Annotated in this window: 12 protein-coding genes and 1 pseudogene; 7 read left to right on the top strand and 6 right to left on the bottom strand. The window is 40.5% G+C overall.

The window, feature by feature from the left end; genetic code table 11:
• A pseudogene (locus QZT73_RS07600) lies at window positions 1-1645 on the top strand (hypothetical protein); the annotation flags it as partial.
• A gap of 4 nt (window positions 1646-1649) precedes the next feature.
• Here the strand turns inward: QZT73_RS07600 and QZT73_RS07595 are convergent.
• Both QZT73_RS07595 and dusB read right to left on the bottom strand, forming a co-directional pair.
• A complete protein-coding gene (locus tag QZT73_RS07595; RefSeq protein WP_291784303.1) occupies window positions 1650-2549 on the bottom strand; it encodes a DMT family transporter in 900 nt (299 codons plus the stop codon).
• 70 nt (window positions 2550-2619) lie between these two features.
• Entirely contained in the window at window positions 2620-3609 is a 990-nt protein-coding gene (gene dusB / locus QZT73_RS07590; RefSeq protein WP_291784301.1) for a tRNA dihydrouridine synthase DusB, read from the bottom strand.
• A 37-nt stretch (window positions 3610-3646) separates the two neighbouring features.
• Between dusB and QZT73_RS07585 the strand changes: the two genes are divergently transcribed.
• From QZT73_RS07585 to QZT73_RS07565, 5 genes are all read left to right on the top strand, one after another.
• Window positions 3647-4606, top strand: a complete 960-nt coding sequence (locus QZT73_RS07585) for a CPBP family intramembrane glutamic endopeptidase (protein ID WP_291787498.1) — start codon at window positions 3647-3649, stop codon at window positions 4604-4606.
• Complete coding sequence (locus QZT73_RS07580; protein WP_291784297.1) at window positions 4581-4796, top strand: DUF2007 domain-containing protein; 216 nt, start codon at window positions 4581-4583, stop codon at window positions 4794-4796. Before QZT73_RS07585 ends, QZT73_RS07580 begins: the two co-directional genes overlap by 26 nt.
• Window positions 4771-5628 carry a phosphatidate cytidylyltransferase gene (locus QZT73_RS07575; RefSeq protein WP_291784296.1) on the top strand — a complete coding sequence of 286 codons (858 nt, stop codon included), beginning with the start codon at window positions 4771-4773 and terminating at the stop codon, window positions 5626-5628. Before QZT73_RS07580 ends, QZT73_RS07575 begins: the two co-directional genes overlap by 26 nt.
• A 73-nt stretch (window positions 5629-5701) precedes the next feature.
• The gene (locus tag QZT73_RS07570) at window positions 5702-6979 is read left to right on the top strand and encodes a Glu/Leu/Phe/Val dehydrogenase (RefSeq protein WP_291784294.1); all 1278 of its coding nucleotides are present in this window, start codon (window positions 5702-5704) and stop codon (window positions 6977-6979) included.
• 72 nt (window positions 6980-7051) lie between these two features.
• Complete coding sequence (locus QZT73_RS07565; RefSeq protein WP_291784292.1) at window positions 7052-7711, top strand: phosphatidylserine decarboxylase family protein; 660 nt, start codon at window positions 7052-7054, stop codon at window positions 7709-7711.
• Between the two features lie 94 nt (window positions 7712-7805).
• Here the strand turns inward: QZT73_RS07565 and QZT73_RS07560 are convergent, their stop codons facing one another.
• Window positions 7806-8489, bottom strand: coding sequence for a hypothetical protein (locus tag QZT73_RS07560; protein ID WP_291784290.1), 684 nt, complete (start codon window positions 8487-8489; stop codon window positions 7806-7808).
• Window positions 8490-8850: 361 nt separating this feature from the next.
• Between QZT73_RS07560 and QZT73_RS07555 the strand changes: the two genes are divergently transcribed.
• Window positions 8851-10473, top strand: coding sequence for a TlpA disulfide reductase family protein (locus QZT73_RS07555; protein ID WP_291787496.1), 1623 nt, complete (start codon window positions 8851-8853; stop codon window positions 10471-10473).
• On the opposite strand, the gene QZT73_RS07550 is transcribed toward QZT73_RS07555, so the two are convergent.
• The 3 genes from QZT73_RS07550 to QZT73_RS07540 form a co-directional block, all read right to left on the bottom strand.
• A complete protein-coding gene (locus QZT73_RS07550; RefSeq protein WP_291784285.1) occupies window positions 10460-10936 on the bottom strand; it encodes a Clp protease ClpB in 477 nt (158 codons plus the stop codon). The two genes, QZT73_RS07555 and QZT73_RS07550, sit on opposite strands and share 14 nt — an antisense overlap.
• 65 nt (window positions 10937-11001) lie before the next feature.
• Entirely contained in the window at window positions 11002-11373 is a 372-nt protein-coding gene (locus tag QZT73_RS07545) for a hypothetical protein (protein ID WP_291784283.1), read from the bottom strand.
• Window positions 11374-11911: 538 nt separating this feature from the next.
• Entirely contained in the window at window positions 11912-12361 is a 450-nt protein-coding gene (locus QZT73_RS07540) for a GxxExxY protein (protein ID WP_291787494.1), read from the bottom strand.
• Between the last annotated feature and the right edge of the window lie 414 nt (window positions 12362-12775).

Below are 12775 nucleotides of genomic sequence, written 5' to 3'. Positions count from 1 at the left end.
TGGTGTGGATATTTCATTTTATGATTTTTTATTGGACTCTACCAAAATTGCAAAGGGAGAAATTGCAGGGTTTTTCAGCTCCATGGCATTGGGTATTGACGAGTTTTGGCTTACCCTTAATGATAGTGTGCATCAGGTGACTTTTTCTAAAGTGGAGCTGGATACCCGATACGAGGGAATTCTGCTCAATAATTTCAGGATCATTCCCAGGACCCTCTCTGGCAAGCCGGGCAAGCCTGTATTTTCTGGCCATATTCCCACAGCCCTGATAAAGACCAATTCTCTTGCAGAGTTGCAGGGAAATAAGGATTTATGGATCAAAGAACTGCGACTTTTCCGTCCGGATATAGAGATTTTTGTAGATCAGCTTTCTCCCGAACCTTCCGACGGAGCGGAAAATCAGATTGATATCCAAAACTTTTTGATTGAAACCTTACAGCTTGATGAATTTGAAGTGATCGAGGGGCATTTTGGGTTTTTTCAAAAAGACGGTTCCAAGAAGCCTACGGAAATTTCTGACGTAAATTTTGCCATTCAGGATATAAAGTTCAATATGGAAGAAATTGCGGACTTAAGTCCCAATATGCTTTTGGAAAAAGATTTTGAGTTCAGTTTTCCAAACTTTAAGCTCCTGCTGGAAGATAGCCTAAATATGGTCTCAATTGGATTGGTTGCCATTAACAACAAGGAGATTATACTTTCAGATGTGGTATATGAGCCGAGATTTGGCAAATATGAGTACTACAGAAAGGTTGGCCATCAGACCGATGTGGCTCGCATTTACGTACCAGAAATAAGGATAGTAAAGCCTGATCTGGCGCTTTTTCTTGATAATGAAATTTTGAAAGCAGATCAGATTCTGATTAGTGATGTTGATGGAGATTTTTTCAGAGATAAGCGCTTTGAAAGGCCTGAGGGAATATTCAGACCCATGCCGCAGGTGTTGATGGTAAATTCAGCGCTAAGACTGGAGGTTGATACCTTAAAGATTCAAAATGGAAAAGTTTTGTATATGGAGTTTCCCGAAAAGGGAATGGTTCCAGGTGAAATTTATTTTTCTAATTTGAATGTTTCCATGGCACCGTTTCATTTAGGGAAGTCGGGTGAAACGTATGCATTGGAAGAAGTCAAGCTTTTGGCAGAGGGGAAAATCAATGGAGAGGCTGAAATTGCACTGCAGGGAGACATGTTTTTTACTGCTCCTTATCCCATGCTGATCAAAGCCCAATTGGGTGCTTTTGATCTTGATCTGATCAATTCCATTTTGAAATCCAATGCATTTGTAAGGGTGAGGGCTGGCAGGGTTAACGGAGCCGAATGGTCATTTACTGCGGATAATAGAGAAGCTATTGGCCAAATGAAAATCTTGTATAGTGACCTTAACCTTGAAATTTTGGAGGAAAGAACCCTTCTCAGGGGAAGGGGAAGAAAATCTATCTTGACTTTTGTATTGAATGCATTTGCGGTTAGAAGCAACAATCCCCGGAAACTTTTCAACACCACCATTACCTCTAAAATTTACCATCCAAGGGATAAAGACAGGTTTATTTTTAATTATTGGTGGCGTGCAACCCTCACCGGCCTTCAGGGAAGTGTTGGGTTGGGCCAGCCCAAAATTCCCAAAAGAAAGGAAGATGAGGAGTAAAATACTACCTTCTGTTGCCTACCCAGACGCCAAAGATCACAGCCGCTATGCCCATGTAATGTCCGGCCAAGAGTTGTTCCCCATCCAATAAACCCCATATGATGGCTACGATTGGGATGAGGTAAGTGACAGAGCTGGCAAAAACAGGAGTGGCGACTTTGACCATCACATTGAATAGTATTAAAGCCAATGCAGTCCCTACAATTCCCAGGACAGCAATATAAGCTGCTGCCAATCCAGCCCCTTCTACATGGGTCAACTTAAAAGAAAATTGAGTAAAGGAAAAAAGATAAATCAAAGCCAAGGGGAGTACCATGGTCAGCGAAATGGCAGTAATGGCAACTGGCTTAAGTTCCACAAATCTGAACTTGATAATGTTCAGGTTGAGGCCATAACAGGCACAAGCGAGCAACACGTAAAACGCATAAGAATTGATCTCTGTTAAGGAACCGAATCCTACCCCTTCTTTTACGGACAGTAGGATAACTACCCCAATAAAGGCAATGAAAAGACCGAAACCGTTTCTCCTGGTAATCCGGGAATTGAAGAATAAAGCCCCAATCACCACAACAAAGAGGGGTGTCATGGCATTGAAGACCCCCGTTAGGGCAGAACTGAGCTGTGTTTGAGCCTTTGCAAAGAGGAATGCAGGTATAAAACTGCCAACAAAACCCACGATTAGGAGGTTTTGTACCTGTTTTTTGTTCAGGTTTTTGAGCCTTGGAAGTGAAAGTGGTAGCAAAAACAATCCAGCAGCTACAATTCTAAATGCCCCAACCTCTCCCGGAGAAAATACCAACAAGCCTTTTTTGATAAGTATAAAAGAACTGCCCCAAATTAGGGCCAAAACAATAAGAAAGCCCCAGGCTTTTAAAGCATTTTCAGACAGCAAATCTCTCGACATTGGATGTTTTGACAGGTGATTGGTTAATTGATCAGCTTGGGAATTAAGTGGTGGATTTGAGAATCAAGACTCAAAATTGGTAATCGGCAAAAATTTCATTCACTTCCTCCAGAATGGCAGATACCTCATCATAGCTGTCTGCGGTTACCATTCTTGTCCTGAGGGGTTTGAAATTTGGCATACCTCTGAAATAATTGGTATAATGCCTTCTCATTTCCAATATACCCTGCTTTTCACCTTTCCATTTAACAGAAAAATCGAGGTGTCTTCTGGTTACACTTATTCTTTCTTCCAGATCAGGACCTGCTAATTTCTCCCCTGTTTCAAAATAGTGTTTGATTTCGTTGAAGATCCAGGGATAACCTATGGAAGCCCTTCCAATCATCATACCGTCCACATTGTATTTTTCCCGGTACGCTTTTGCTTTTTCAGGGCTGTCAATATCGCCGTTACCAAAGACAGGGATTTTTAACCGGGGATTGTCTTTGACCAAGTTGAGGTGGGACCAATCTGCTTCCCCTTTGTACATTTGTTGACGGGTTCTGGCGTGGATACTGATTGCCTTAATGCCCACATCCTGTAACCGCTCCGCTACTTCCACAATACGGATGGTATCTTGCGACCAACCCAATCTCGTTTTGACGGTAACAGGGATGTTTACCCGCTTTACAATTTCAGAAGTCATGGCTACCATTTTGTCAATATCCAACAGAATTCCTGCTCCGGCACCTTTACAGGCCACTTTGTGAACAGGACAGCCATAATTGATATCCAGAATATCGGGACCGGCAGCTTCTGCAATAGCGGCTGCCTCTCTCATGGATTCTATTTCGTTGCCAAATATCTGTATGCCTATAGGTCTTTCATATTCAAAAATGTCCAGTTTTTGAATGCTTTTGGCAGCATCACGGATCAGGCCTTCTGAGCTGATAAATTCCGTGTACATGAGGTCCGCTCCGTTTTCTTTGCATACTGCTCTAAAGGGCGGATCACTCACATCTTCCATGGGTGCGAGTAACAACGGAAATTCCCCTAATTCCAAGTTTCCTATTTTAACCACTTCTCAATTCTAATTTTCCTGTAAATTTACCGTAATTATGCAGATATATAAAACCCAAACTCCGATTGCTTCCAAAAGGTATTGGTTTCTTGCTTTTTTGGTTATGCTTTTGGTAACCATTGGTGTAATGATCCTGTTGCAGAGCATAGGTCTCTTTTTGATTCCACCACTGTTCAATATCCCTTTGGACGAAATGCTGGGGCTCTTTACTGCGCCTTCCCAAAATCCAAAGGCCAAATTGGCTTTGTTTTTTGTTCAGGGCCTGGGATCTGGAATTGCCTTCTTCATTTCCGCACTGATCATAGCCAAGTTTATCGACAGAGCTGATTTCGGATGGAAACAACAAAGGGCTCGCTTTAAGTTCACTGGCCTGCTTACATTGCTGTTTATCATGTTAGGAGGCATCTTATTCAATGCCCTGATTATTGATTGGAATGCAGGTATTCAGCTGCCCAAGGGATTAGAGAGGATAGAAACTTTTATGCGTGATGCAGAGGACCAGCGAATGTTGATGACCAAATTTCTCACTGACTTTGATACAGTCATAGAGTTCATTGTTGGCCTGGTAGTCATTGGATTATTGGCAGGAATAGGTGAGGAAGTTTTTTTCAGGGGGGTATTGCAGCCAAAAATTCAACATTATACAGGGAATGCACATGTAGCCGTTTGGTTGACTGCATTTATCTTTTCAGCCATCCATATACAATTTTTTGGTCTTTTTCCAAGGATGGTCTTGGGCGCGATCTTTGGTTATTTGTATTTATACTCCGGTAGTTTGCTTTATCCAATAATTGCACATATTTTGAACAACTCCTTAACAATTACGCTCGTCTACCTTGGTAAATTAGGTGTGATAGAATTTGATATTGAAAAAACAGACCAGGTTCCTTGGGCCTACGCCTTATTTGGTTTGATTTTACTCGTGATTAGCTTGAAGTATTTTAAGGAGGTACACCATTACACCATACAGCATGAAAAACTGGAAGAAGGTTTATGAGAATAGTTCGCCTGTAAGGGCTGAAATAGTAAAGGGAGTATTAGAAGACAATGGCATACAAGCTGTGATATTAAACAAAAAAGAATCTGTTTATCAGATTTTTGGAAATCATGAGGTGATGGTACCTGTAAATGATGCATTGAGGGCCGTAAATATTGTAAAGAATGAGATCTCCTTTTCGAATGCGTGAGCGTTTTAATATTAGTAATTACAGTAATCTAGGTCAAAGAATAATTACGGCGCTCATCGGAGTTGTAATCATTATAGCAGGGTCTGTAATCAGTCCATGGCTGTATTTTCTGATTTTTGGCCTGATTCTCGGGTTTTCCCAAATGGAGTTTTACCGGCTGACAGGTTTGGACGGTATGCTACCGCTAAAAAGTTTTGGTACCTTTCTCGGGATCACCATTTTCACTTTGTCCTTTCTGATTGGGATAGGTCATTTGGAGGACAAATACTATTTTCTGATCTTCCCTCTGGCTTCCCTGGTCTTTTTTATAAAGTTGTACAGGAAGTCGGATAAAAAGCCCTTTACCGGGGTGGCTTTCACATTTTTGGGGATATTCTATGTGGCCATTCCATTCTCTATGTTGAATGTAGCAGCTTTTGCGGTTGATGGCAGCTTTCATTATGAAGTCATCGTTGGATCGTTGTTTATCCTTTGGGCCAGTGATACCGGGGCATATTTTGCCGGGACAAAATTTGGAAAGACGAAGCTTTTTGAAAGGGTGTCTCCAAAAAAGTCTTGGGAGGGATTTCTCGGGGGGGCGGCCCTGGCATTTTTGGTCGCCTATTTTCTCTCCAAAAACTTCAATTCCCTTCCGGAATGGAAGTGGTTATCCATAGCCACAATCATCATCATTGCCGGGACTTATGGGGACCTGATCGAGTCGTTATTCAAGCGCAGTATTGAGATCAAAGACTCTGGAAGATCCCTTCCCGGTCACGGAGGATTCATGGACAGATTTGACGGATTGTTATTATCAGCCCCTTTTATAGCCACCTTTTTGAAAATCTTTTAAAATCACCTATAGGATATTAAAAAACTCCTTAATATTGTATCATATTTGAACAACTCATCTAAATAAACCCAATATGGCTTACATTGAACCGGCCCCGATAAAGGATAAAGAAAATCCTTTGGAGTCAATGATGGAAAGATTCAACATCGCAGCCGAAAAGTTAGGACTTTCCGATGAGGTCTATAACGTGCTGAAAAATCCTGCCAAACAGGTAATCGTATCTCTTCCGATCACCATGGATGATGGCAAAATCCGTGTATTTGAAGGGATCCGTGTCATCCATTCCAATATCCTTGGCCCCGCCAAAGGAGGTATTCGCTTCGCTCCGGATGTACATTTGGATGAAGTAAAAGCGCTTGCGGCTTGGATGACCTGGAAATGTGCGGTAGTAGATATCCCCTATGGGGGTGGTAAAGGTGGAGTCAGGTGTAATCCTAGAGAAATGTCCAAGGGTGAAATAGAAAGATTGATGAGGGCCTATACTACGGCTATGATCGATGTATTTGGACCTGATAAAGATATTCCTGCCCCGGATATGGGTACTGGACCAAGAGAAATGGCCTGGCTGATGGACGAATACTCCAAATCGCATGGTATGACGGTGAATGCAGTAGTTACAGGTAAACCGCTTGTTTTGGGGGGCTCCTTGGGAAGGACTGAAGCTACTGGACGGGGTGTGATGGTCACTGCTTTGGCAGCCATGCAGAAATTGAGAATCAACCCCTTTCAGGCAACCTGTGCAGTGCAGGGTTTTGGTAATGTGGGCTCTTGGGCTGCGCAACTACTAGAAGAAAGAGGACTGAAAATTGTATCCATTTCTGATATTTCCGGAGCTTATCACAATAGCAATGGTATCAATATTCAGGAAGCTATAGAATACAGAGATGGGAACAATGGTACTTTGGAGGGATTCCTAGGTGCTGAAAAGCTTTCTGATCCTATGGAATTGCTCGAACTGGAAGTGGATGTTTTGGTACCGGCAGCAGTGGAAGATGTCATTACTTTAAAGAATGTTGAAAAAATTAAAGCCAAATTAATTGTAGAAGGAGCCAATGGTCCTACTTCTGCCAAAGCGGATGCAATTATCAATGATAAAGGCATTATGGCCGTACCGGATATCCTGGCCAATGCAGGTGGTGTGACTGTTTCCTATTTTGAATGGGTGCAAAACAGGTTGGGTTACAAATGGACAGCTGAGCGTGTCAATAGAAGGTCAGACAGGATCATGAAGGACGCTTTCGATCACGTATACCAAGCATCTGTTAAGTATAACGTGCCCATGAGAATTGCTGCTTATATAGTAGCGATCGATAAAGTAGCCAAAACTTACACCTTTAGAGGAGGCTTTTAATAGCCTAAACTCAAAGTTTACTATATTTGGGGTGTGGAAGTTTTCTTTCACACCCTTTTAAATGATTACCCCATGACCATACACAAAGAAGGTAGAAAGTTGTTGTTTTGGCTGCTGATTATTTTGGCTGCCCTGAATTTTGGTTTGAACCAGTGGTTACCCGGAGAGGAAACTGTTTTGAATGTGGTATTGCTAGTCAGCGTACTGTTTTACCTCATTATTCTACAGTTTTTCAGAAGTCCTTATGTAAAACTACCCAACGATGATAAGTTGGTATTTGCTCCTGCTGATGGCAAAGTAGTAGTCATAGAAGAAACTGAGGAAGAAGAGTATTTAAAAGAAAGGAGAAAGCAGGTTTCCATTTTCATGTCTCCAATCAATGTTCACGTCAACCGTTCTCCTATTGCAGGAGTGGTGGAATATTTCAAATACCACCCTGGCAAATACCTGGTGGCCTGGCATCCCAAATCCAGTTTCGAAAATGAGCGTACCACCATGGTAGTCAAACACCAAAATGGAGTGAAGATTCTTGTCAGACAAATTGCCGGAGCCTTGGCCAGAAGGATCAAATGGTATGTCAAGGATGGTACACCGTTGGCACAAGGGGGAGAGTTTGGTTTTATCAAATTCGGTTCCAGGGTAGATGTGTTTTTACCTTTGGATGCCGAAATACTCGTCAGTATCAATGAGAAAACCCAAGGAGGCAGAACACCCATAGCAAGGTTGAAATGATAGTGCCAGGCAAAAAAGAGAGATGATAAATCATGAATGGCTTTCTTCTGTTTCTAAAGCTGTGGGGAACCCCAAATTCCGTCAGATATGTTCCTTATTGAAAGGCCCAGCCGACAAAAACCCCATAGTTGGGTTTGAAAATTCTTTCCGGACCATATTGATCTAAGTTCCCTCCCAAACCAAAATTTAAAGCGCCTTTCTTTAGCCCTGCACGCAATTGCAGATAGCTTCTTGCATGGAAACGCTCAGCAGTATTTTGCACATACAAGTATTGCAACCTGCTATACAGGTCAAGTTTACTGTTTATTTTGGGTTTATATTCATAAATTCCGAAAAGCTCTATGCTCTTGCTGGAATTCAAAAATAACGAAGCGATAGACACAGCCACCCATTCTTTGTTGGCAAATGAATGTTGGATACCGGCCAAAGGTGCAAATCCTACGATGTTATTGATGGTTGTTCCTGCTACAATGCTAAAATCTTTGTAAAAATTGTAATTGATTAAAACGGGGATTACCAATTCCAGCGCACTTAATTCATTGTTGTAGCCCGTGGAAAAAGTAGCAACGCTTAAAAAACCAAATTTGCTATCAGGTGTGAATTTCTTCTTTACCACCATTTGAAAAAATAACCTTTCATGGCCTGCCATGACTTCAACCGGAGTAGGTACTTTTGGAGGCAGATTTTGGGCATTGATAATGGAGACTGAACAAAAAACCAAACAGAGGGCCCATAAAATTTGAATAGCCTTTAGTTTTAATGATAAAATGACTTTCATGAGATTTGGATGTTTTAAATGAAGGTTCTCCGGTAATTAAGCTTGTGAAACAAGTGCAAAACATGCCTTCAAATGCAATATATCTGGTATTCGCTATCCCATCTTTATTGCGTATAAATACCCGCATGCAGCCTGAAAAGACAAAGTAATTGTATTGACATACTTCCCCTTCCCAGAGTACATATTCATTCTTTTTGAAGCTATGTGGCTCAAAATAAGCTCCAATTTTCCATACCTGCAATATGAATTCCCCTTTCTTTTTATGATTGACCTATTGTTTCCGGAGACATTGGAATAAATTTTTTAAACTGCGCTTTCCTTTTTAGTTTCTCTGCCTTATATTTAAAATAAAAAATTAGGTATGCGTTTTGGATTAATGTTCCTTATGTCCTTTCTGTTGGCTTTCCAAGTTGCCCAAGGGCAGCAGGGCAGCGATTTAATTACGGTCAAACTCAATCCTCAGAAGGGCGAAGGGCCTTTTTTGATGGGGTTTTCAAGGATCAATCCCAATGTGAAAGGGGAAAATGTTTTTCAGTCAGGCTATCCTGATCCTTTGATTTATGATGGAGAGATGGAAGGCTTTGAAGAATACCTTTTGATTCCTAATTCCATTCAATATACTTATCTGAATTTTAAAAAAGGGCTTACAGACGATAGCAGCTGGAAAAGTATTATTTCGATGTATGGTGAAAATGCAGCAGCAGTAAAGGAAGTCACGGATAATGATCACCGTTTTTTTATCCGATTGGCAGTTAAGGAAATAGGGGATAGTGCGATGCAGATTTGGGTAGACCAAAATGGGGATGATGTATGGCAGGCCGATGAAATTTATCAGTATGAAAAAAATCCGGCTGACACCTGGGAAACAGGAATAGCAAGGTTCCCCAATATCCAAGTACAGTATGAGGATATGGTTAATGGAGTTCTGGAAAAAGTAAAACTTGAGGTGCAATTGGTCCCTTTTATGAGTCCTGGGAATATTTTGTATGCCTACAAAAACCATTACCAAGGAATATTGGATGATGGAGTAGGGAACCAAGTGGTTATTTTTTTGAGCAATAGTTTTACATCCAGTTATTTTGACAACAACAATCTGAAAGCATTTGTAGCTGAAATGGATGAAGATTGGACTTCGGTAAACGCCTTTCAAAGGGAATTTTTCGAATTTGGAGAAGCCATTCAGTTGGGAGAGGAAAAGTACCTCATTCATGGGGTAGACAAATGGGGTTCGGAACTTACATTAAGAAAGTTGGGAGAAAATGAAGAATGGATAGGTACTCAAAAAGGTGCCAAAGCGCCAGCTATTGTTTCCAAGACCCTAAAGGATGAAGCATATGACATTGATAATGGGAAAATCACAATGTTGGATTTTTGGGGGAGTTGGTGCGGGCCATGTGTTGGAGAGATTCCTCTTTTGAAGGATGTGGCTGCGTTTTTTGAGGGAGATCAATTTGAACTAGTAGGTATGGTCTATGATCAGCGCGGTACAGTTGAAAAATTTATTGAAAATAATGGGGTCAACTGGAAGCAGGTCATGCATACTTATGAAGGGGATGAGCTGGATTATGCCAAAGTTTATAATATCAATGCTTATCCCACTACTTTTCTTATTGGCGATGATGGCAAGGTATTGGTGAAGAATGATGGTTTGCGTGGTTTTCAATTGTATAAAACACTCTGTCAACATTTGGGAATAGCAGAGGAAACCTTCTTAGATCATATTGCCAGTGGAGAGGCTACCTTGGTTTTTGAAGTGTCAGATCCTAAAATTTCAAACATTTACTTAACGGGGGGTAAATTTGATAAGCAGAAATATTACGCCTATAAATCAGGGAATCATTTTGTAAGAGGATATACCTGGGAAAATGGTGAGGTGGAAGAAGTCCTTCAGGTGACTTTTATGCTAAATGGGAAGCAGGAAACCAAAGATATTCACCTGGCAAAAGATTTGATAGCCGATGGGAAAATTGTCATCTCACTTTGACAGTTTTCTTTTGTCTGTAAAACAGGTAAGCAAAGGTCATGGTACTTAAAAAGAAGATCAAAGTAGTCCATTCATAAGTCCGTTTATCGGACTTTTTTTCTTCAACTGATAGGTCTTTTTCTGCCAAGGCCCTTTTCAGAATAGCAATCTCCCGTTCCTGTTTTTGGGAGATGAATTTGTAATCGTTTTTTTCGTAGGTAATTTCCGTCGTTTGGATTTCATTGAGCATGCGAAGTTCATCCATGACCTGATTGTCCTTCTGAATGATTCTTTCCATCCATGCATTGGTTTCAATCATATCCTTTTTGGTTCTATTGCCAAAAATTCCGCTTTTCTTGCTTTCTGAGGCTTTCCATTCCCTGTGCATTCTATCCCTTTCCGAAAGTAGATTTTCCAATTTGGCCTGTGCCATTCCATAAAGCGGAAAGCAGACCAAAAGGCATATCAAAAGCTGTCTGTACATGGTTCGATAATTGTTCCATCTACATTGATCAAATAATATGCCGAAGCTTTGCAAACAGCATGGATTTATCGGAACCTTTTTCCAGGCTTCCTTTTGAAAGCCCCTTTTCTTCTTTTGTTGTTGGTGTAAAAATTATAAAGGAAATTGATAGCAAATACAGTAATGGTCAAGGGAATAAACAGGTCAGGTACCATTGACTTGATTCCCAATAAAACCAATAAAGTTGCAATGATGCCAATTTTGAAAGTAGTATGGCTTTCGGGATATACCTTTCCAATGAGGTAAAGGCTAAGACTTTCAATGAAGGCAATAAGGAATACCAGGTAGGTCAGCATCTCTTTCATAGTGGTATCGTTGGACCAAACGACCCAGGCTAAGCCTGCAGCCACTAAAATCAGACTTGCTGACTGAATAGAGGTATTTAATCTTTCTCTCATAGATGCAATTTTGGGTTAAATTGTTAAACAAAATATGTAATTTATGTCTAACATCAAAAATCCCGATGCCAAAGTGAATGGTTTTGGACCGGCCTGACTTTGATTACCGTATTAGTTGCTGAATTATTACTATGTATTCTAGGTTTCTATCCCGCAAGCGGGACAGGTTGTGGCCAATAGAAAAGGTTCTTTGTGGAGGTTCAGGTTGTTTTTGGACAACATAGTAACATAGCTGACATAGTTAGTCCATAGCTGCCGTGGTTTTTGGTATTGGAACTGCCTGGCTTTGATGACCGTATTATGTGCTGGGTTTTTACTATGTATTCTATGTTTCTATCCCGCATGCGGGACAAGTTGTGGTAAATAAAAAAGCTTTTTAGTGGAATTTTGGATTGATTTTTGGACAACATAGTAACATAGCTGACATAGTTTGGCCATTGCTGCCGCGGTTTTTGGTATTGAAACTGCTTGGCTTTGATGACCTTATCAGTTGCTGGATTTTTACTATGTATTCTATGTTTTGGTAGCCTTTTCTGCATCAAACATCTGGTAACAGCTCATAATATTCGTTTACAAAGGTTTTTTGTCCTGAATAAAAAATATTGGTGGTTTTGAAATTGATCAAGAGTCCTTTTCCAATTTTTAAAAGTTTCATATATCCCAATACCTGGGCTTCGAATAATGGATTCATTTCTTTAACTGACTTGATTTCAACGATAAGACAATCTTCAATGATGAAATCACATTTCAGGTCAATATCCAGTTTTTCCCCTTTATATTCTAAATCTATGGTTTTCTCTGATTTGAACTTTATCCCCCTTAGAGATAATTCTTTGCAGAGACACTTATGATAGACCTTTTCCAACAATCCAGGCCCTAAAGTTTTGTGTACTTCTATCGCTGCCCCAATAACTTGATAGGAAAGTTTGTCCAAATATGCTTTTGAAACCTGCATAGGCTTAATGAGGTAAAAATTCTTAAAAAACATCCAATTAAAACACTTGAATGAAAATAAAGATTTTCACTTAAATACTGAAGAGGAAGCATGGCCGTACTTGGGTTTTATGTGAAATTATCCGATTAATTTTTTGACAGGGATTTTTTGGACCACATAGGGATATAGTGAACATAGTTTGGCTGTTTCTGCGGCGGTTTTGACATTGGTCCGACCTGGCTCTGTTGACCGGATCAGCGGTTGTTTTTTTACTATGTGATCTATGATGCTATGTTGTAAAATAAAGAGTGGTAAGACGGGGTTTCAGTTTGTGTTTTTTTGGACCACATAGGGATATAGTGAACATAGTTTGGCTGTTTCTGCGGCGGTTTTGACATTGGTCCGACCTGGCTCTGCTGACCGGATCAGCGGTTGTTTTTTTACTATGTGATCTATGATGCTATGTTG

Origin of the sequence: Cecembia sp., assembly GCF_007126775.1 — a bacterium.
Taxonomy (GTDB): Bacteria; Bacteroidota; Bacteroidia; order Cytophagales; family Cyclobacteriaceae; genus Cecembia.
Note: the sequence above shows the minus strand (reverse complement) of the source record. Positions and strands in the feature narration are given on the sequence as shown.

Excerpts from the sequence above, each read along its gene's own strand:
- QZT73_RS07595 (WP_291784303.1), bottom strand. The coding sequence starts at position 2,549 with ATGTCGAGAGATTTGCTGTCTGAAAATGCTTTAAAAGCCTGGGGCTTT.
- QZT73_RS07585 (WP_291787498.1), top strand. The coding sequence starts at position 3,647 with ATGCAGATATATAAAACCCAAACTCCGATTGCTTCCAAAAGGTATTGG.
- QZT73_RS07580 (WP_291784297.1), top strand. The coding sequence starts at position 4,581 with ATGAAAAACTGGAAGAAGGTTTATGAGAATAGTTCGCCTGTAAGGGCT.
- QZT73_RS07575 (WP_291784296.1), top strand. The coding sequence starts at position 4,771 with ATGAGATCTCCTTTTCGAATGCGTGAGCGTTTTAATATTAGTAATTAC.
- QZT73_RS07570 (WP_291784294.1), top strand. The coding sequence starts at position 5,702 with ATGGCTTACATTGAACCGGCCCCGATAAAGGATAAAGAAAATCCTTTG.
- QZT73_RS07565 (WP_291784292.1), top strand. The coding sequence starts at position 7,052 with ATGACCATACACAAAGAAGGTAGAAAGTTGTTGTTTTGGCTGCTGATT.
- QZT73_RS07560 (WP_291784290.1), bottom strand. The coding sequence starts at position 8,489 with ATGAAAGTCATTTTATCATTAAAACTAAAGGCTATTCAAATTTTATGG.
- QZT73_RS07555 (WP_291787496.1), top strand. The coding sequence starts at position 8,851 with ATGCGTTTTGGATTAATGTTCCTTATGTCCTTTCTGTTGGCTTTCCAA.
- QZT73_RS07550 (WP_291784285.1), bottom strand. The coding sequence starts at position 10,936 with ATGTACAGACAGCTTTTGATATGCCTTTTGGTCTGCTTTCCGCTTTAT.
- QZT73_RS07545 (WP_291784283.1), bottom strand. The coding sequence starts at position 11,373 with ATGAGAGAAAGATTAAATACCTCTATTCAGTCAGCAAGTCTGATTTTA.
- QZT73_RS07540 (WP_291787494.1), bottom strand. The coding sequence starts at position 12,361 with ATGTTTTTTAAGAATTTTTACCTCATTAAGCCTATGCAGGTTTCAAAA.